Origin of the sequence: Bradyrhizobium nivariense (assembly GCF_029846695.2) — a bacterium.
In the GTDB taxonomy this organism is placed as follows: domain Bacteria; phylum Pseudomonadota; class Alphaproteobacteria; order Rhizobiales; family Xanthobacteraceae; genus Bradyrhizobium.
Map to the genome: position 1 here is coordinate 1 of NZ_JARWCR020000067.1, position 20,009 is coordinate 20,009.

The 20,009-nt window shown below is 64.1% G+C and carries 17 protein-coding genes; 3 read left to right on the forward strand and 14 right to left on the reverse strand.

Features of this window, described 5'->3' with window-relative positions; translation table 11 throughout:
* Positions 1 to 199: 199 nt before the first annotated feature.
* Positions 200 to 457 carry a hypothetical protein gene (locus QCM77_RS35915; protein WP_279693124.1) on the reverse strand — a complete coding sequence of 86 codons (258 nt, stop codon included), beginning with the start codon at positions 455 to 457 and terminating at the stop codon, positions 200 to 202.
* 226 nt (positions 458 to 683) lie between these two features.
* Here QCM77_RS35915 and QCM77_RS35920 point away from each other — a divergent pair, with 226 nt between their 5' ends.
* Entirely contained in the window at positions 684 to 1,427 is a 744-nt protein-coding gene (locus QCM77_RS35920) for a sulfite exporter TauE/SafE family protein (protein ID WP_279660953.1), read from the forward strand.
* On the opposite strand, the gene QCM77_RS35925 is transcribed toward QCM77_RS35920, so the two are convergent.
* The 5 genes from QCM77_RS35925 to QCM77_RS35945 form a co-directional block, all read right to left on the reverse strand.
* Entirely contained in the window at positions 1,424 to 2,692 is a 1,269-nt protein-coding gene (locus QCM77_RS35925) for an O-antigen ligase family protein (protein WP_280096120.1), read from the reverse strand. The two genes, QCM77_RS35920 and QCM77_RS35925, sit on opposite strands and share 4 nt — an antisense overlap.
* A 72-nt stretch (positions 2,693 to 2,764) precedes the next feature.
* Positions 2,765 to 4,171 (reverse strand): MATE family efflux transporter, encoded by a 1,407-nt coding sequence (locus QCM77_RS35930; RefSeq protein ID WP_280096121.1) that lies wholly within the window; start codon positions 4,169 to 4,171, stop codon positions 2,765 to 2,767.
* 77 nt (positions 4,172 to 4,248) lie between these two features.
* On the reverse strand, positions 4,249 to 6,048 hold the full coding sequence (locus QCM77_RS35935) for an ABC transporter ATP-binding protein (RefSeq protein ID WP_280096122.1): 1,800 nt from the start codon (positions 6,046 to 6,048) through the stop codon (positions 4,249 to 4,251).
* A 538-nt stretch (positions 6,049 to 6,586) separates the two neighbouring features.
* Positions 6,587 to 8,173, reverse strand: a complete 1,587-nt coding sequence (locus QCM77_RS35940; RefSeq protein WP_280096123.1) for a DHA2 family efflux MFS transporter permease subunit — start codon at positions 8,171 to 8,173, stop codon at positions 6,587 to 6,589.
* 31 nt (positions 8,174 to 8,204) lie between these two features.
* A complete protein-coding gene (locus tag QCM77_RS35945; protein WP_280096124.1) occupies positions 8,205 to 9,524 on the reverse strand; it encodes an HlyD family secretion protein in 1,320 nt (439 codons plus the stop codon).
* A 196-nt stretch (positions 9,525 to 9,720) separates the two neighbouring features.
* Here QCM77_RS35945 and QCM77_RS35950 point away from each other — a divergent pair, with 196 nt between their 5' ends.
* Positions 9,721 to 10,356: a TetR/AcrR family transcriptional regulator gene (locus tag QCM77_RS35950; RefSeq protein WP_279660947.1), complete on the forward strand. Its 636-nt coding sequence runs from the start codon at positions 9,721 to 9,723 to the stop codon at positions 10,354 to 10,356.
* Positions 10,357 to 10,409: 53 nt separating this feature from the next.
* Positions 10,410 to 10,745 (forward strand): DUF6665 family protein, encoded by a 336-nt coding sequence (locus QCM77_RS35955; RefSeq protein ID WP_279660946.1) that lies wholly within the window; start codon positions 10,410 to 10,412, stop codon positions 10,743 to 10,745.
* Positions 10,746 to 10,927: 182 nt separating this feature from the next.
* Here the strand turns inward: QCM77_RS35955 and QCM77_RS35960 are convergent, their stop codons facing one another.
* From QCM77_RS35960 to QCM77_RS35995, 8 genes are all read right to left on the reverse strand, one after another.
* Positions 10,928 to 12,295 carry a tetratricopeptide repeat protein gene (locus QCM77_RS35960; RefSeq protein WP_280096125.1) on the reverse strand — a complete coding sequence of 456 codons (1,368 nt, stop codon included), beginning with the start codon at positions 12,293 to 12,295 and terminating at the stop codon, positions 10,928 to 10,930.
* A gap of 373 nt (positions 12,296 to 12,668) precedes the next feature.
* On the reverse strand, positions 12,669 to 13,397 hold the full coding sequence (locus QCM77_RS35965) for a Crp/Fnr family transcriptional regulator (RefSeq protein ID WP_280096126.1): 729 nt from the start codon (positions 13,395 to 13,397) through the stop codon (positions 12,669 to 12,671).
* A 75-nt stretch (positions 13,398 to 13,472) separates the two neighbouring features.
* Complete coding sequence (locus tag QCM77_RS35970) at positions 13,473 to 14,483, reverse strand: taurine ABC transporter substrate-binding protein (protein ID WP_280096127.1); 1,011 nt, start codon at positions 14,481 to 14,483, stop codon at positions 13,473 to 13,475.
* Positions 14,484 to 14,512: 29 nt separating this feature from the next.
* On the reverse strand, positions 14,513 to 15,352 hold the full coding sequence (locus tag QCM77_RS35975; protein WP_280096128.1) for an ABC transporter permease: 840 nt from the start codon (positions 15,350 to 15,352) through the stop codon (positions 14,513 to 14,515).
* Positions 15,349 to 16,647: a M20 family metallopeptidase gene (locus tag QCM77_RS35980; RefSeq protein WP_280096129.1), complete on the reverse strand. Its 1,299-nt coding sequence runs from the start codon at positions 16,645 to 16,647 to the stop codon at positions 15,349 to 15,351. The genes QCM77_RS35975 and QCM77_RS35980 overlap by 4 nt, the downstream gene beginning before the upstream one ends.
* A gap of 205 nt (positions 16,648 to 16,852) precedes the next feature.
* Positions 16,853 to 17,446, reverse strand: a complete 594-nt coding sequence (locus QCM77_RS35985) for a histidine phosphatase family protein (RefSeq protein ID WP_279661175.1) — start codon at positions 17,444 to 17,446, stop codon at positions 16,853 to 16,855.
* 102 nt (positions 17,447 to 17,548) lie between these two features.
* Positions 17,549 to 18,751, reverse strand: coding sequence for an extensin family protein (locus QCM77_RS35990; protein WP_280096130.1), 1,203 nt, complete (start codon positions 18,749 to 18,751; stop codon positions 17,549 to 17,551).
* 356 nt (positions 18,752 to 19,107) lie between these two features.
* Positions 19,108 to 19,983, reverse strand: a complete 876-nt coding sequence (locus QCM77_RS35995; RefSeq protein WP_280096131.1) for a DUF2147 domain-containing protein — start codon at positions 19,981 to 19,983, stop codon at positions 19,108 to 19,110.
* Between the last annotated feature and the right edge of the window lie 26 nt (positions 19,984 to 20,009).

The following is a 20,009-nucleotide window of genomic DNA, read 5'->3' on the forward strand; positions in this document are numbered from 1 at the left end:
GAAGGAATTCAAACGCATAGCGATGCGATGTGACAAGACAGACGGCAGCTTCGCAGCGATGATCTACCTCGCCACCGCTGTCATCCATTCCAAGTGAATCTCAACAGACCCTAGAGCATGATCCGGACCCGAAGGGCCGCGTTAGCGCAAAGTGCGTAGCTGTTTTCCGACAAGATCATGCTCAACCAACAAGCCATCACTATTGATGACGGCGATGGCGGGAGCGGACGACAGGCGTAGCGGGTGACGGATAGGCCGCATAGGCATCGCTCGGCATTCCCTGCTGGCCGAGAGACCCGCGCGCGGCGGGCGTGAGCTGGCCGCCATTCAGAACGTCGCGGTCCGGATGGGCCGCCTGATAGGCCGCAGGCTCGGAAAACTGCGCCTGCGCCATTGTCGGCATCAAGGCCGCCGCCGACAATAGCGCGGCCGCAACGGCAATCTTCGTGCGGGTCATCGTCCTTCTCCATATTCTCATTCGGGGGCTGGCCGATTGAACCCCCGTGATGGGGCGGGTCCTCCGATTCAAGTACGAGCATCATCTAGGCCTGTCTTTCGCGAACGCCCGCCGTTGCAGATCACGCTTGCGTGCAGTTTTGAAATTGACCTGCACGGCCGCAGCTGTGCTATGCGAGCGATGGCGATCAACAGTTCGGGATCGCCTAGGCGACAGGGACGATCTGTTGGAAACGCTCACCTACGCGCTGCTGCTGCTCGGCGCACTGGCCGGGGGCTTCGTCTCGGGCCTTGCCGGATTCGGCACGGCGCTGATGGCGCTCGGCATCTGGCTCTACGTGCTGCCGCCCTCGCTCGCGGTGCCCCTGGTGCTGATCTGCTCGGTGATCGCGCAGAGCTCGACACTGCCGTCGATGTGGAAGAGTTTTGATCTCTCGCTGGTCTGGCCGTTCCTGATTGGAGGACTGATCGGCGTGCCGCTGGGCACCATGCTGGTCGCCTCCGCCGATCCAAAAGTGTTCAAGCTGAGTGTCGGCGTGCTGCTGTTGATCTTCTCGAGCGCGCTGTATCTCAACAAGAAGCCGCTCGCCATCACCTTCGGCGGCCGCATTGCCGACGGAGCGATCGGTTTTGCCGGCGGCATTTTGGGCGGACTTGCCGGACTGTCGGGGCCGCTGCCGATCCTGTGGGCCAACATCCGCGGCTGGAACAAGCACGAGCGGCGCGGCATCTTCCAGCTGTTCAATTTCACCGTGCTCGCCACCGCTTTGGGATTGCAGACCGCCTCGGGCCTCGTCGCCTTCAAGGTGGTCTGGCTCGCGCTGGTCGCCTTTCCCGGCACGCTGATCGGCGCATGGGCCGGCGCGCGCGTCTATCACGCGCTGAGCGACAAGCATTTTGGCGATGTCGTGCTCGGTCTCTTGTTCCTGTCGGGCCTCGGCCTCGTCTGGAACAGTTTTGGCACGCACTAATTCCGTATTTTCTTCGTGGCGAGCGCCATGCCGCCCGCAACGCCAACGCCAAGCACGTAGATCCAGCCCTCGGCGAAATCGAACAGATGCGAGTTGAGTAGCGAGGACAGCATGTTCTGCACCACGATCAGGAGGCCGACCCAGCAGGCCAGCCCCTCGCCGCGAAACAGCGAGAGATGTGCGAACCAGAGCGCATAGAGGATCATGACACCCAGCGCCCCCCATTGCACGGCGACATTGAGCGTCTGGTTGTGGGGATCACCGACGATTTCCGCCCGCATCCCGCTCTCGCCAGCAGCCGCGCGCTCGAACAAGCCGCGGATCGCGCCGGTGCCGTGACCGAGCAGCGGCGCGTCCGCCGTGAACGCGAGCGATTTGCGCCAGAACTCCAGTCGGGACCCCATGCCGCTGACGTCGTTGCCGACGATACTGACTTCATAGTCTCCGCTGAACTTGGCGACCGTCGAGCGCAGATGCGGCGAGACGGTCCACAGCAGTAAGGCCAGCAGCCCCATCGCGCCGGCGGCGAGCAGCGCGGCGCGGCGGCGCAGATGCAGCAGCGCGAACACCCCAATCAGGATCGGCAGCGTCACCAGCGCCGTGCGCGAGACCACGACGAACATCATGTTGGCGAGGAATCCGATCGCGAGCGCCGCGAACAGCGCCGCGATGCGGAAGCGGCCTCGTCGCAGCAGCGACACGATCGGGTAGACCAACGCAATCGCACAGAGCGCGAACTCCTGGCTCTGGTCGATATAGTTGCGCACCGCGATCCCGCTTTCGACCTTGTAAGGCCCGCGCGACAGATAGAGTTTCAGCGACAGTGCGGGGTCGATGGCGACGGCGAAGGAATAGAGCATCAGCGCCGTGCAGGACGCCAGGAACGCGGAAAACACCCAGTTGCCATAGGGCCAGCGCTCGAACTGGTAGATCAGAAGCGGGATCACCAGCAGCTTCGCCGCCGGCCCGATCGCGTGGATTCGGTCCGGCCATGGCGCATCCGACCAGAGCGTGCCGATGGCGGCGAGTGCGACCAGCGCAATCGGCAGCAGGCAGATCGGCCGAAGCAGCGAACGCGGAAACTCGCGAAGGTCGACGAACGCGAACGCGATCAGCCAGGGAATAAGCGCAAAGGTGAGCCCGGTCGTGGTCCACGGCAGCAGCAGCGCGATCAGCGCGACGAAGCGGGCTGGCGTGCGATAACGTGCCGCCCAGATCACGGAGAGCCAGGAATCGGGCCGCTGCTCGTTCAACACATCGGTCATTTGGCCCCTTGCAGCCGCCATCCCCACGGCGCGGCAAATTAGCCGGAGCCGTGGGGCTGGGACAAGCGATCGCTACGCGGGCGCGCGTGCAGGAGACGCCACCGGCTCGGGCGCAGCCTGCTCCGGAGCCTCTTCGTTCCGGAGCACCACCAGGCGCTTCCCGAATTCACGCCGTAGCAGCCACAAGCTCAGGGCCGCCTGCAGCGTGGTTGCCGCGATCGACAGGTACCAGACGTGCTCCATCCGGAAGCCCGGCCGCGTCGATAGCCAGATCGCCGGCAGCGAATAGGTGAACACGCGCGTTGCCGAGCTCCACAGCACCGGCTTGGTATTGCCGAGGCCCTGGAACATGCTCGAGCAGGTGAAGATCAAGCCCTGCGCCACCATGTTGAACGAGATGATGCGCAGGAACAGGAAGGCGATCTCCATGGTCTCCCGGTCGTTCGAGAACCCCGCGAGCAGGAGCTGCGGCTTCAACTGCGCAAGGCACATGAAGCCGATCATCACGACACTGGTGATCAGCGCCGCCTTGACGAAGGTTTCGCGCACGCGTTCGCCCTTTCCGGCGCCCATGTTCTGGCCGGCGATCGGCCCGGCGGCGAGTGCAACCGCAAGCGCCGGCATCTGGATCAGGCCCAGGACCCGTTGTCCGATCCCGAAACCCGCCTGCGCCGCCGCGCCGAAATCGCGCAGCACGAAATAGACCACCGCCATGAGGATGAACATCATCGCGAACTCGCCGCCGGCAGGCAGGCCGACATTGAGGATGCGCATCAGATGACGCGGTTGCGGACGCCACTGCGCCGGATTGAAGGCGACATAGCGCTCGACCTTGCGGAAATAGGCAAGCAGCATCAGGCCGCCGATGGCGACCGCGACAGAGCTCGCCAGCCCCGCACCGGCGACGCCGAGCGCGTAGCCGGTGCCCCAGCCCGAGATCAGCACCGGCGCCAGCGCGATGTTGATGACGACCGCGACGACACGCACCAACATTGCGGGGCGCACGATGCCGGTCGCGCGCAGCGCGGATGCAATCACTTGCATGACGAACTCCAGGGCGAGTGCCGGCATGAACCACAGCAGATAAATGGTTCCCGCCTCGATCGTGGCCTGGTCTGCGGCGATCGAACGCATATAGAGGGGCGACAGCGCCGATCCCGCGATCAGGGTCAACAGGCCGAACAGCGCTGACAGCGCGACCGCCTGGTTGAAGATCAGATTGGCGTCCGGCCGATCCTTGCGTCCCACGGCATGCGCGATCAGCGCCACCGTGCCGACGCCAAGCACCTGCATCAGCGCGTTGACGAGAAAGCCGGCGTTGCCGGCCGCCGCCACGCCCGCGACCGCGGCATCGCCCAATCCCGAAACGAAGTACAGATCGACCAGCTGGCAGATCATGATCGAGATCATGCCGGCCATGATCGGCGGCGACATGACCAGGATGTGTCTCACGATGGAGCCGTCTGTCAGGTCTTTCATGTCATTCCATCCTTGACGGATTCCTTGACGGTTTCCCTGGCGACGCGGCCGATATTGGTCCGCCGGCCGCGCGCCACTCATTCCGCTGCTGCGATACGTCCGAGCTCCACCACCTGGCGCTCGAACAGGCCGCGATAGATGCCGCCGGGCTTGGCCGCGAGCTTGGCATGGGTGCCTTGCTCGACGATGTCGCCGCGGTCGAATACCAGGATCCGATCGAGACTGCGTACCGTCGACAGCCGGTGCGCGATCACGATCGAGGTACGGCCCCTCATCAGCCGCTCCATCGCTTGCTGGATCAGCGCCTCCGACTCCGAATCGAGGCTCGAGGTCGCCTCGTCCAGGATCAGCACCGGCGCGTCCGCCAGGAAGGCGCGCGCCAGCGCGACCCGCTGCCGCTCGCCGCCCGAGAGCTTGACGCCGCGCTCGCCGACCAGCGTGCCGTAGCCTTTCGGCAGGCGCAGGATGAAGTCGTGCGCGTTCGCCAGCCGCGCCGCCTGCTCGATCGCCTCCACGCTGGCCCCGGGCCGGCCATAAGCGATGTTCTCGGCGAGCGAGCGGTGAAACAGGATCGGATCCTGCTGCACGATCGCGATCTGGCTGCGCAGCGATTGCTGCGAGGCCAGTGCGATGTCTTGCCCATCGATCAGCACGCGGCCGCCGGTGACGTCGTAGAGCCGCTGCACCAGCTTGACGAAGGTGGTCTTGCCGGAGCCGGAGCGGCCGACGAGGCCGACACGTTCGCCGGCGCGGATCGTGACCGACAGTCCGTCGTATAGCGGCGCGCGATGGCCGCCATAATGGAACGTGACGTGGTCGAACACGATCTCGCCGCTCTCGATCGCGATCGGCCGTGCGTCCGTCGCGTCCGCAATCCCGATCGGCTCGTCATGGATCGCCACCAGCTCCTCCATGTCGTTGACCGAGCGCTGGAGGTTGTTGATGTGCATTCCGACGTCGCGCAAATAGGCATGGATGACGTAATAGCTCGTCAGCACATAGGTGACGTCGCCGGGCGAGGCTCGCCCCGACATCCACAGCAGCACCGCGCCGCCGATCACGGAGGCGCGTAAGGCCAGCAGCAGCGAGAGCTGCGCCACGGCGGTGTAGTTGTAGCGAAACCAGGTCCGCCGCACCCGCACGCGCCAGCGGTTGATGACGCGGGCAAGCCGCGCATCCTCGCGCGCTTCGGCGCCGAAGGATTTCACCACCGCGTTGCAGGTCAGCGCATCCGCCAGCGTGCCGCCGACCTTGGTGTCCCAGGCATTGGAGATGCGCGCGGCCGGCGCGATGTAGCGCGTCGAGAACAGCACCGTCATCGTGACATAGACCAGCGCGCCGAGCGCGATCACCCCGCCGAGCGAGGCCCAGTGCACGCCGAGCAGGACCATCGACCCGATCAGCACGACAAGCGAGGGCAGCAGCGCCAGCAGGATAGTATCGTTGAGGAGGTCGAGCGCCCACATGCCGCGCGTGATCTTGCGCACGGTGGAGCCGGCAAAGGAGTTGGCGTGCCAGTCGGTCGAGAAGCGTTGCACGCGCATGAACGCGTCCTGCGCAACCTCCGACATGATCTTCAGCGTGAACGGCACGATCGCCTGCAGCCCTGCGAGCCGCAGCACCATCGAGGCTGCGCCCAGCGCCACGATGGCGCCGAACGCGACCAGCGCCGCGTGACGCGCACCGGAATCCGACGGACCGCGCGTCAGGGCATCGATCAGGTGTCCCGAGAACACCGGCATGAACAGGTCGGCGGCGGTCGCGCCCAGCAGGCTGCCGACGACGACCAGCGTAGGCCCCGGCTGCTTCAGCCAGTGCCGGAACACGAAGGGCAGCACCACGCGTATCGCTGCGGGCCTTTTCGACAGAGCGGTCATGGCATCATCCGGCCGCTTTTGGCGCGGGCCGGCTCCATTGATGGACGCAAGCCGGCCGCGAGGGCCAAGACGGCGTCACTTGAAGTTGGTTTTGACTTGGGGAGCGGAGCGATCGGAACTGGAAGCCCAATCGAAGCTGGCGGAAGAGGCCTCTAGGAGGCCGAGCACATACCGAGCCGGAACATCATCGAGCGCGGGCGTACGATCTGCGAATGCGACGAAATCATGCAAATCCCTCCCGGTTCGATGAATGAGATGCGCTTTATAGATGTGTCACTGGCGATTTGCAACGGGGCTCGCGCGAGATCACGCACGGGTGTTGCAAATTAGTGCGCGTCGCCGCGCGCTCCCCCGTCATGCCCGGCGACCCGGCTACGCCAAGGCTTCGCCGAGGTTGAGGTCCAGGGGCGCCGAAGCTTTTAGCGTAGGCGGCAGGCGGGGCATCCAGTACGCCGCGGCGCCTCGGCCCTATCACAACCTTCTCGGAATACCCGATCGCCCGGTCAAGCCGGGCGATGACACCGAATGCGTGGCTGGCTTAGTGCGCGTCGCCGCTGGCGCCGAACGGCGAGGCCGGCTTCTTCAACAGCGTGACGAGCAGGCTGAGGCCGAGATAGAACAGCGTCAGGATGAAGAAGGCATCGCCGAAGCTCATCACGACCGCCTGGCGGTGCACGAGTTGCGAGAGCTGCTTCATCGCCATCAGCGTGGAATCGCCAAGCCCCTGGAACTTCTGCATGAACATGGTCAGGGTTTCGGTCGCGGTCGCGTTGCCCCAGGTCACGCGCTCCTGCAGGCGCGTGATGTGCAGGTCCGTGCGGTCGTTGAGCACGGTGTTGATGACGGCGAGACCCACGGCGCCACCGAGATTGCGCATCAGGTTGAAGAGGCCCGAAGCATTCTTCACCCGGTCCGGCGCCAGCGTGCCGAGTGCGATGTTGTTGGTCGGCACCATCGCGAACATCATGCCGATGCCGCGCAGGATCTGCGGAATCATCAGCTCGTAGAAATCGTAGTCGCGCGTGATCCAGGTCATCTGGTAGGAGCCGAGCGCGAACACGACGAGGCCGAACGCAATCATGTAGCGCATGTCGTACTTCGCCATGAGGCGGCCGACCAGCGGAGCGACCAGGAACATGGTGATGCCGGAGACGAACACGGTCTCGCCGATCATCAGAGCGCTGTAGCCGCGCACTTCGGCAAGATAGCGCGGATAGATATAGGTCAGGCCGTAGAGGCCGATGCCGATGCAGAACTGAAGTACGCAGCCGATCGCGAAATTGCGGTTGGAGAAGGTGCGCAAATTGACGATCGGCTCGACCGCCGTGAACACGCGCCAGAAGAAGGCGATCGCCGAGACGGCACAGACCGCGGCGCAGATCGCGACCGAAGTGTCCTGCACCCATTCATATTGCGGGCCTTCTTCCAGCACATATTCCAGCGTGCCGAGGAAGCCGGCCATGAAGAGCAGGCCCCACCAGTCGAAGCGGTCGAGCAGCTCGAAATGCGGCTCGTCGAAATCGACCAGCGCCAGCACGCCCAAGGTGATGCCGATACCGGGCACGATGTTGATGAAGAACAGCCAGTTCCACGACATCAGGTCGGTGATGTAGCCGCCGACGGTCGGCCCGATGGTCGGCGCCAGCGTCGCGACGAGCCCGATGATGGGGCCGACGATGTGGAATTTGGTGCGCGGGAAGACGGTGTAGGCAGAAGCGAACACCGTCGGGATCATGCCGGCGCCCAGAAAGCCCTGCAGCACGCGCCAGAGGATCATCTCCTCGATGGTCGTGGCGAAGCCGCAGAGCAGGCTCGACACGGTGAAGCCCGCCGCCGAGATCGCGAACAACAGCCGCGTGCCGAAGGCCCGCGACAGGAATCCCGAGAGCGGGATCGCGATGACCTCGGCGATCAGATAGGCGGTCTGGACCCAGGAGACTTCGCTGGAGCTCGCCGACAGTCCGGCCTGGATTTCACTCAGGGAGGCCGAGACGATCTGGATGTCCAGGATCGACATGAACATCCCGAACACCATGATGATGAAGGCGAACAGCCGCTTCGGCGCGATGCGCTCCGAAGCCGGGTTCGCCATCATGGCGGCGGAAGCGGTGGTGGCGTTGGCCATGGTCTGACCTCGCAGCGCTCGAGAGGCGCGCTTACTGCGGATGGATCATGGTGGAATCGTCGAGATCGATCTCGCTGTCGGCGTCGGCCGCGCCCTTGTTGGTATCGACGGTCGCATAGACCGACATGCCGGCACGGAGCAGGTTCTGCTTCGCCACCGACTTCGGCACGCGGATGCGGACCGGCACGCGCTGCACGATCTTGGTGAAGTTGCCGGTGGCGTTGTCAGGCGGCAGCAGTGTGAACACCGAGCCCGAGCCCGCCGCGATGCTATCGACGACGCCGGAGAACTTGCGCATGCCGTAGGCGTCGACCTTGATCGTCACCGGCTGGCCGGGGCGGATGCGCTTGAGCTGGGTTTCCTTGAAATTGGCGTCGATATAGACGTTGTCGAGCGGCACGACGTTGCCGAGCCGCTGGCCGACCGCGACGAAGTCGCCGGCGCTGACGAGGCGGTTCGAGAACGTTCCGTCGACCGGCGCGCGCACCGCGGTGAAGGCGAGATCGCGTTCGGCCTTGGCCAGCGTGGTCTTGAGCTCGGCGAGCTGCGCCTGCGCTTCGGCCTGCTGCGCCTTGGCGACGTCGACATTGCTGACCGCGACGTCATAGGCGGCCTGCGCAGCCTTGACCGCGGCGGCGCCCTGATCGCGTCCGGCTTCGGAGCTCTCGAAGGTGGCGCGCGAGGCAAAACCCTTGTTGCTCAGCGCCTGCTGGCGCTCATAATCGAGATCGGCGCGCTTGAGGCCGGCTTCGGCGGAGACGAGTTGCGCCTTGGCCTGTGCGACCTGGCTGTCGAGCGCCGCGACCTGGCGGCCGATGCGATCGATGGTGGCCTGCTGGGTCGCGATCCTGGTTGCGGCGGCGTCGACCGCGATCTTGTAGTCGCCGTCGTCGATGCGGAAGACGATGTCGCCGGCGCGCACCGTCGTGTTGTCGCCGGCGAGGATCGAGGAGATGTGGCCGGCAACGCGCGCGCCCAGCATGGTGTTGTTGGCGCGGACATAGGCGTCGTCGGTGGCGACGTAGAAGCGGCCGACCAGCGTGTAATAGCCGACATAGCTCGCGGCCGCGAGCGCCAGCACGAGGCCTACTCCCATCATCACGAACTTGCGCTTGCCGGACTTCGGCGCGCCGGCGGCGGCGGGCGCGTCCGGGGCTGCGGCCGGTTTGTCGGTCACGGGCTTCTCCGGCGCCTCGCCGGGGCGGCGCTTGGTTTCCTCGGCCACATGAGAGCGCAACTGCTCGGCGAGAACTGCGGACGTCTCGGTGGCAGCGTCACCGTTCGCAGACGCCGGCGTCTCCACCTTGTCCTGGCGAAGGACGCGCGCAGCCTGGTCTCTCAATACGGCCATAAAGGCCTCCCCAAAAAAAGCGCGATGAGGGACGGCCGCCGTGCGGCCGGTTCTCCTTCGCTTATCCCAAATACCATTGACTGAACGGTTCGGTCAATATACATAATAATCCCAAGCAGACCCTACTGGTCCGAATCCTTTTATTTCGGTTTCGTGGCCCTGGACCGATCCAAAAACTTTCCGAGACACTAAACCAATGGTTGTAGCCGACCGCGAACATCTGCACGTCATCCAAGAGGAGGACAGCTCCAAACGCCGCCAGATCCTGGACGGGGCCCGCAAGGTGTTCATGGATCTCGGTTTCGACGGCGCCAGCATGGGCGAGATCGCCCGCGCGGCGCAGGTCTCCAAGGGCACGCTTTACGTCTACTTCGCCGACAAATGCGCGCTGTTCGAAGCCATCCTCGAGCAGGAGGCGCTTCAGCACGGTCAGGTCGTGTTCAATTTCGATCCCGCGCGCGATGCGGGGACCACGCTGAAGGATTTCGGCCAGGCCTATATCCATCTGCTGTGCCGGCCCGGCGGCGGGTCCGCGATCCGCACCGTGATGGCGATCGCCGAGCGCATGCCCGACGTCGGCCGCCGCTACTATGCGCGGGTGCTGGACAAGACCATCAACCGCCTCTCTGACTATCTCAAAGCCCATGTCGCCACCGGCGATCTCGATATCGACGATTGCGACCTTGCGGCGTCGCAGTTCATGGAGCTGTGCAAGGCCTCGCTCTTCCTGCCCTTCGTCTTCCAGGCTGCGCCCGCACCGTCGGAAGAGCGCATGAGCGAAGTCGTCGACAGCGCGACGCGGATGTTTCTGGCGACGTATCGAGCGAAGTAGCGGCAAGCTGGGCATGCGTTGCAGGCCGTTCCGGCGGTCCTATATTGGGGCTCATGTCCCGTGATCTTCGCCCGCCCGTCGATATCCTCCATTACGAGATCGTTCAGGAACAGGCCTCCGCGCTTGGCCGGATGGGCCACACGCTCGAACAGGCGCTAGCGCGCTTGCGCGAGTTCGACGCCGCCCATGCCCTCCCTGAGGTGCCGGCCTCGATGCAACCCGCCAGGCGCAAGCTGGTGATGAAAGCCGGCCACGCGCTATGGATGTTCGTGGTGCAGCGTGAGGCATCCGGCTTGCGCGACAGCCGCCACATCATGCGGACCTACAATGTCCCGGCCGAAGTGCAGCGCTGCATGGGCATGGTCCCAGCACCGTCCAAGTCGGCCTGAAAATGATTCCCTCGGCGCCTGGCACCAGGGCGTGTACTCATTGAGCGGCTGGCCGCCTGATGTCCGGTTTAACGCCAACACCGGCCGAAGAGCGGATGGCCCTCCGAGGTCGCAGATGGGCCAATAGGTAACATTCGAGATGTAAGAGGCCGTCGACGTCAGCAAGCGAATAGCCTTGCTTCTTATTGCTCCCGGACCCCTCCCTTCCTCAGCCCATCGAGAATGTCGTCGATCTCTCGGCGAAACTGCGGGTTGGTTGACATTGAGTAAACAAGATCACGGTACCAATGGATCGTGAAGTCTGGTCGCAGCTTGTTCAATTCAGTCAAGCTCCGCTGTGCCTGTTCCAATTGCCCCGTGGCTCCATAAGCCGAAGTCAGATCTACATAAGCGTACATGTGCGAGTTGTTCAGATTGACCGAGCGCCCGCATTCCTCGATGGCTTCTCCATATTGGTGCAGGTGCAAGTGTGCATGGCAGAGCCAGAAGCGCCATTGGAAAGCAAAAGGATCTCTGGGACTGAGACGGAGAGCCAACTGGACCGGCGAGAAGGCTTCGCGCGCGCGCCCGGAGGCGACGAGTGCAATCGCTTTAGCAGCGTAGGCAGCTGGATTATTTGGATCAATTTCGAGCGCCGTATCGTATTCAGCCAATGCCTCCTCAGGACGTCCAAATAGAAGAATGGTTCCCTTGGTCGTATGAGCACTCGCGCTTGCCGAGCTTTTGGACAGAACTCTGTCGATGAGGTCGATCGCTTGCTTTTTGTCTTCAACAACGGACGTAGACCATCGGTTGTTCACACCAGCCGCTAGACACCGCGCTTTGCCAATCATGGCTTCGACGTTGTCCGAATCGAGGCGCAGCGCGTCATCGAATAGGTCCCTTGCCTGACCATTTTGGATCTTCGACTGCGGCCCATAGAGCTTTGCCCAGCCGCGCATCGTAAAGTCCGTAGCGTCTGGATTTCTCGATCGGTCTACTTCGCTGCGACGGCTTTCGGCTTGGATCAGTTCAATGTTAAGCGAGCGAGCGAGCCGCGCTGTGATCTGGTCCTGCAAGGCGGCGAGGTTCGTACGATCGCCGTCGAAACGATCGGACCAGACGTCCCGACCGCTCGCGATATCCGTAAGTGATACGTTGACCCGAACCTGATCCCCGTTGCGCCGCACCGCGCCCTGGACCGCCCAGCGGATGCCAAGGTCCTTGCCGAGCGTCCTGAAGTCGATCTGCTTGTTCTTGTATGTAAACGCCGTTCCGCGTCCGATAACGAACGCGCCGGGCATTTGCGCGAGGTCGGTCGTTAGGTCGGTTGTGATGCCGTCGGCGAAATAGTCCTGCTCCAGATCGTTGCTGACGTTTGCGAACGGCAGAATGACAAGTGACAAGCGGGGAGCAATGTCGGGCCGGGCCATAGCCTCCCTCTGCGTCTGTTGCTTGTCCGGAAACACGTCGGTGCGGAGCGTCTTCCACACAGTCCAATAGCCGACGAGGCCACCCGCGATCGCACCGATAGCCGCGATCGAAGCGAGCGCCCCGCCGATCAATTGCATTCGCATCCGGAAGCGGCCCTTAAAGTTGCGAGTCGATGCCGGTTGGTCCGGAGGCTCGTCATCAGATGGCGTTTTGTTCAGTGGGTCACTATCGGATGCCGGTTTATTCGGTCGGTCGCTGGAGACTTCTGAGTCCGTCACCATTGCCTCCCCGCAGGGGCCAAACGCCCGGGTGCTCGAACCTACCAGAGTTTTGCGGCTTTGCGTTGGTCAGGGTTGCTGACTAGGTTCACGGCGCTTACAAGTTGTTGCGGTGATGTTGAATGGACGTCCAGCTCGGGCCACAAGCCGCCGACCATGCTCAAGGCGGGAGACTCCCGTTTTGCGTCGGTAAGCTGACCTTGTCGGTAAGCTGACCTTTATGAGTACACGCCTAGTCGGTAACCTGCTTCCGGAGCGCAGCGAGATCGTTGACGACCATCTTGGTCGGGCCAGTCGAGATGATGCCGTCGTCCTGGAGGCGGCTGAGGATCAGGCTGATCGACTGGCGCGTCGCGCCGATCATGCGCGCGAGATTGGCCTGCGTGATGCGGCCGAGCGGGATCGGGCCCGTTTCATCCTGGGCCGCGTTCTCGCACAGCTTGACCAGGAGCAGCACCAGCCGTTCCGCCGCCTTCTGTCCCGCCAGCGTCTGCGCCAGCATCGAATAGGTCTCGCCCTTGAAGCCGAGGCACTCGATCAGCGCGACTGCGAACGACGGCGACTGCGCGATCAGCGCGCGGACCGCATCCTGGTCGAGATGCAGCGCTTCGACCCGCCCGAGCGCACGGGCTGACCAACTGTGGCGGTGATCGCCGAGGATATAGGGCGCGCCGACGAAGTCACCTGCCTCCCAGGTCGACAGCATCAGCTCGCGCCCCTGCGTGCCGGCATGGGTGCTTTCGACGATTCCGTTCAGGATGATGTGGATGCCGTTTGCGGGCTCGCCCTCCCGCAGCAGATATTCGCGATTCTGGTAGGTCGCGAGCCTGCCGGTTCGCATCACCAGGTCCAGATCGGGCTTGTCCAACGCCTTCAGCACATAACGTCCGGTCCCGGGCCGTGGGAGTTCGGCGCGCGGCTCAGCTGGATCGGCCACCTCATGCGCATCGCTGCGCTCCACGATCGGTCTCCCTTCGAGTGACGGCTCGAAGCCTAGGAGGTCTCCGCTCAGATTGCAACGCGGCGCGCCCCGACCTTAGCGGCCGATCACCTTCTCCAGATATGCGGGCTGGATGAAGGCTTCGAAGTCGGCGCGCGGCAACAGCTTAGGCAGGCGCTCCTGCTTCACCAGGAAGTCGGCGGTCGAGACCAGCGTGTCGACGAACTTGCCCTTTTTCGCGGATGTGCCGAGATACTCCTCCGTGAGCTGCTCGTTGCAGGGGACCATCCCGGTGCCCTTCATCATTCGCTGCGCGTCCTCGATGGGCAGCGATAGCTCTTCCGCGATGATCTCCGCGGTCTTCTCCGGGTTCTTCAGCCAGAATTCGATGCCTTCGCATTCGGCCTTGATGAACTTATCGACGTAGGACGGATATTTCTCCGCGAACGCGTTCATGACGACGCCGATGTCCCAGGTCGGGTAGCCGCGCTTGGCCATCTCGCCCGAGGTGACGAGGATCCTGCCGCCGCTCTTCACGGTCTTGCCGAGATTCGGCTCCCAGAACCAGGCAGCGTCGATGTCGCCGCGAAGCCAGGCCGCCGCGATGTCCGACGGCGCGAGGTCCAAAATCTTCATCGAGGCGGGATCGACACCCTCGTCCTTGAGCGCCTGGAGCAGGAGGTAGTGTGTGGTGGAGCCGAACGGCGCCGCCACTGTCTTGCCCTTGAGGTCCTTGAGCGAGGTGATGTTCTTGTCGGCGCGAACCACCATCGACTCGACATAATCGAGCATGTTGATCACCAGGATGCCCTTGATCGGCAGGGCGCGCGTCGCGCCGATCGCGGTGGGCGGGTTGCCGAGGCCGCCGAAGTCGACGTCGTTGCCGGCGATCGCGCGCAGCATGTCGCCGCCGCCGCCGATCTTGACGTATTTGATGTCGACGCCCGGCATCTCCTTGGCGAGCAGGCCGAGATGCTTGGTGACCAGCTGCGCGTTCACGAGGTTCAGATAGCCGACGGTCACCTTCGCCGGCTTGTCCTCGGCGCGTGCTGCGGCCGTGAGCGCCAACGTGGTAAACGCGAGCGTCGCAATCAGTCTCTTCATCATGGAGGTCTCCCCTTCGATCAGGATTGGATTCAGGCCCACGGCATCAACAGTTTCGCGATGCCGCGCATAATGAGGTCGAGCACGACGCCGGTGAGACCGAGCACGATCAGCCCCATGATCACGATGTCGGAGAGCAGGAATTTTGCGGCGTCCCAGATCATCCAGCCGATGCCGGCGGATGCCGCCACGATTTCGGCGGCGACGAGAACGGTATAGGTAAATCCGAGCGAGATACGCATGCCGGCGAGGATCAGCGGTCCCGCCGCCGGCAGGTAGACCTGAAAGAGCAGGTGGCGCCGGGTCGCACCGAGCGACTGTGCGGCGCGCACATAGACGGGGTCCACGCTGGTGACGGCCTGGATCGTCGAGATGACGATGCCCGGCAAACCGGCAAGAAACAGCAGCGACAGCTTCGAGCTCTCACCGATGCCGAGCCACATCACCAGCAGCGTATAAAGGCCGAGCGGCGGCAGTGGCCGGTAGAACTCGATCAACGGATTGAGCAGCGCGCGTGCGTTGCGCGACACGCCCATGATGACGCCGAGCGGAATGCCGATCAGGCAGGCCAGCGTGAAGGCCGTGAGGATACGATAGAGGCTTGCGCCGAGATGCTGAAGCAGGGTCGCGCCCTGATATCCCTTCGTCATCGTCTTGACGAACGCGGCCCAGACCGCCTGCGGCTTCGGCAGGAACAGCTCGTTGGCCCAGCCCCTCTCCGTGACGATGGCCCAGCCAGCCAGCAGCACGGCGACGGTCAGCGTCGAGAGCAGCACCGATCGTGGGACTTTTGGAAGCCGCAGCCGCAAGCTGCCGCGTCGCGTGCGATCGGGCGAGATTGGAATCGTCATGTGGCTCGCCTCGACGCTCATGTCCGCACTCCCAGGATCTGCATGATGGTCAGCGCGTAGATCCGCGTCGCCATCACCGACTTGGTGATGGAGATGTTCTCGTTGTCGACGGCCCAGCCGTCTTCTCCGGGACCGAACGTCACCGCATTGATGCCGGCTTCGCGGAAGCGGATCGTGTCGTTGAAGGCATTCTTGCGGTTGACCCCGGGCTCGCGGCCCATCAGACGCCGGTAAACCGCGCGCAAGGAGCGGCACGGCTCCTCCTCGACTGGCACCGGTTCGGTCGCGTTGACGAACAGCGAGCCGGGCACCTGGCGCACCTCCACCTTGACGTCGTTCACACCCGCAAAAGTGTCCCGTCCGAGACGCTCGATGTCCGAGATCACGCTCGATAGCGTCATGCCGGGCACGATGCCGACCACGGCGAGCGTGATGGTGCAGGCATCTGGCGAGAACTGCATCTCGCCAGGCAGGCCGGCCCGGATGCGCACCACGGCGCAGCAGGGCGGCGTATGTCCCATGAACCTGCTGGGCACGTGCGTGAATGCCATGTCCTTCAACTTCGGCAACAGCTTTGCCGCTTCCATGATGGCGTTGACGCTGATGTCAGGCCGCCAGATGTGCGACTTGATCCCGTGAACCGTGAGCTCGATCAGGCAGTGGCCGGAATTGGCCACCGACAGGTTCATGCCCCAGTCCTTGTTGACGTCACCCCAGGCGGTCGGCTCGGCGGTGATCTCGTAGTCGGCGGTGAGGCCAACCTTGTTCAGCATGTAGATGGAGCCCTCGGTGCCGTTCCGCTCCTCATCGACGGTGTAGCAGCACATCAAGGTGCCATCGAACTTCACACCCGCTTCGATCAGGGCCTGCACTGCGAGCAACGATGCAGCGAGGTTCCCGCGCGTGTCGGACGTGCCGCGCGCATAGAGCAGATCGCCGTGCCGCGTCGCCTTGAACGGATCGAAATCCGTCATGTGCCATTTCTCGGGCTCGACGACCGGATAGGTGTCGAGGTGATCGTTGAGAATGAGCGAGGGCGCGCCGTCCCGTCCTTTCAACACACCGAGCACGTTCGGCCGATGCGGTTGCGCGCTGTGCTTGGCGACGTCCATGCCAAGCGCTTCGAGCTTGCCCGCGACCAGCATCGAGATCGCCTCTTCCTCGGCAGGCGGCAAATCGGGATCCAGCGGATTGCCGGAGCGCGGCTGGCCGGTGCGGATCAGCTCGGATGCCAAATCAAGCCAGCGCTCCTCCGTGATGCGCGACAGCACGCGCTGTTCGAGATCGGAGTAAGGTGGGGTGACGGACATCTGCATGACGGGTTCCGTTGGCTCACAGCGCCGGCCGCGCCGCTTCGTTGCAGCTTCCTCATTGCAGCGACTGTGCCAATTGCCGGAAAAGCCCGCAGCGGCACAATAGTCGCTTTGATTTCAATGATTTAGGAAACAATCGCGAGTGCGCAAATTTTTGCGCCCGAGATGCGCTCTGCCGAAGACGCGGCGTCGGCTGAACAGGCAGAGCTCAGCGCGAGGCCGGCCGGTCCAGGTCTTCCATGCGGCGCCACGCGTGCAGGACACGGCGCCCGTCGCGCGCGAATGCGAACACATGACCGCCGCCGGCTGGCTGATCGAGGACGCGATCGATGGGTTGGCCTGAACAGTGACAGAGCAACAGCGTGCCGACGGCGCCGTGGCCGACGAAGAGGATATCGCCAAGCCGATTGCGCGCAAGCACCGCCTCAGCTTCGCGCACGATGCGCGCCTGCGCATCCACGGCGCGCTCCCAGCCGCGAACGCTGAGATGCGGCTGCGCGAAAAACTGGTCGGCGACCTCCTCGAATTCGGCCGGCTTCAGGAACCCGGTCGCCGAACGGTCATTCTCATGCATGGCCTCGCGGATTTCGATCATAATTCCGAGCTTGCCGGCAATGATCTCGGCGGTCTCGATCGCCTTGCGCTCGCCGCTGGTGACGATCTGCGAGGTGCTTGCGAGCCAGCTCGCATTCGCCAGCGCTTCGGTGCGCGTTCGACCGATCGGACTGAGGCCCCAGAGCGGTACGGGCACCGCGGGGTCGATTTGCACCTGCGGGTGGGTGAGATAGCGGACGATGGGCATCTCGGTTGACGCGATCGTAGTCCGCATGAGCGCAGCGATATGCGGGAATGCTGTCCCGGATATCGCTTCGCTCATCCGGGCTACAAGGAAAATCCAGTCCGGCTAATCGTCCGCGTACTCGTCTTCTTCGCGCTTGTGCGCGATGCTCTTGCGGCCGAGCGAGCCGGTCACGGAGGGATCGCGCGCATTCGCATAGGGATTGCGCTGGTGCGCGCGCCCGGCGACCTCGTCGCCGGAAACGGCGGCGGGCTGGCAGATCAGGCGGCGGCTGGCGCGACGCATCAGATCGACGTGGATGTGATCGTAGTGATAGACGTTCGAGCCCGGCGCCAGCACCGTGGTGAAATGCGCGCACGCACCCGACTGCACGTCGCGCAAAAATCCCTGCTCTTCCGGCATGCCGCGCCAGCCGTCCTTCACGGTGACGCGGCGGCCGTCGGCGAGCACGAAGGCGGCGATGTCGAGCGCGTTGCCGAAGGCATGCTCGGAGATATGGGCATGCGAATTGCCGTTCATGCCGCGGCAGGAATAGGCGGAGATCTGCTTGATCTCCGCGACGCGGGCGCCGAACCAGCGCATCGCCGAGGGCTGCACGGTGTCGGCGAGCCAGCGGTCGAGTTCGGACACGATCGGACAGGCCAGCGTCGCAACCGGCTTGATCGCAACCGGGCCGACGGCGGTGACGGGATTGCCCTGTGCCGGACCAAGACGCGGCGGCGGTTGCTGCGCGGGCGCCTGTGAGTAAGGCGCCGGCCGCGCCGGATAGCTCGGCGCATTCATATAGCGCGACGCGCCAGCGGCATCGGTGCCCTCGGGCGGCAGATCGATCTCGTCTTCCTGCGGCGCCACGCCGGGCGCGTTCAGCGACACCGGGCCGGACGGTGCACCGTAGCCGGAGGGCTGGCGCACCGCGCTCTCGGGATAGTTCGACTGTTGCGGATAGGACGATGCCGGAGCGTTCTGACGCTGCGGGTAATTCGATCGCGGCTGCGTCACCGGCCAGCGCGGCTGGTTGCCAATGCTCCCGGGCGGACGCAGTTCTTCATCGGCAAAGCCGTAGCTGCTCGAGCCTTCGCCGATGGCGGCGACCTTGAGCGGAAACTCGGCGCCGCACATGCCCGGCCCGGAGATCGGGTCGATGCGGACGAGATCCGGCCCCTCTTTCACCGCGCCCGATTTCAGGCACGCGGCTTCGGCCTCGGCCCGCCACGGTTCACGTTCGGCCTGGAAGAAGCCGCGTCCGCAACCCGCTAGCGAAACAAGGACGATGGAGCCGACGAGATACAAACGAACTCCGCGCGTCATGCACGCACGTTCGGTGAATTTACTTAAAGACTCTTCAACGTGTTGATTTCAGCCTTCTTTAACCATGCCAGCCCGCGCACGGCCGAACGCTGGCGAGGATGAGCGACAGCAAGGCTGACTTTTTCGGAAAGAGACTTTCTGTTAACCATGATGCGCTCGCGCAAGGCGGCGCGACAGCTGGAGCGACCTCATGACGTTCGCCGGCAGACTGAGCGTTATCACCGCGTACCTCGCGCTGGCCTTCGTCGGCGCCATCGTGCTCGGCATGATCTAGCGGCTCATCAAGCGCATCGAAGACTGCCGTTCTTCACTTCCCTTTTTGTGGGGATGGGGAAAGAGCGCGCGGCCACGTTACACTACGACCGCGCACTCCACTGCCGCGACGTCGTGATCAGCTTCTCCGGCCGCTCTTCGGGTCGCGTCCAGTCGTTGCCGGAACACCAGAAGTGGCCGAGTGCGCAGGCTTCGACGTGGAGCTTGCCGGAATTCTGCAGCGTCATCGTCGCGTAATAGGTGCTGCCGCTGGAGCGGCTATAGATGTTGCCGGTCCAGACGTCGTGCGTTTTCGGCTTCATGTTGACGAGCACGCTCTCGCCCCTGCTCGACGCCTCGGTCAGCGCGTAGCCGCACAGCGCAGGGCCGCAGCGTTCGATGCGGACCGTGCCCTTGGCGCCTGCGCTCTCCCATTCACCGAGCGGCAAATAGGCCGGCTCGTCGTCGCCGCGCTCTGGGCTCGTCACAGCCTGCTTGATCTCGGACCTTGGAGCAACGACCAGTGCCTCCATGCGCGGCGCATCGAGCGCGACGGTCTTCGGCGGATCTGTCCGCGGCAGCTCAACCCGTGGCGGATTGAGGCTGGGCGCCGCAAGTCTTGGCGCCTCAAGTCTTGGCGCTTGCGGCAGGACAACGGGCTGCGACGTCGTTGAAGCAGCGACAGGAGTTGTCGGCGCCGGTGGAGGCGCGACCACATTTGCTTGCGCCGGCCTGACCGGAGCCACGGGATAGACCGGCTGCGACGGCGCAACCGCCGGCGGCGCCGGTGTCGTATCGACGTCCGGTCGAAAGCCGCGATTGGAGGAAACCGAAACACAGGAGGCCGATCGGCAATTCCTGGGCGACTCGACCTGGAACCGATGACCGCCGATCGAGAACGCGTAAGAACCGGCCTCGGCTGCGGGCGCAATCGCCATCAGCGCGATCAATGTGCCAAGCGAAGTCACAAGCCGCATCATCGTCGCCTCCCTCTGTGTCGCGACGA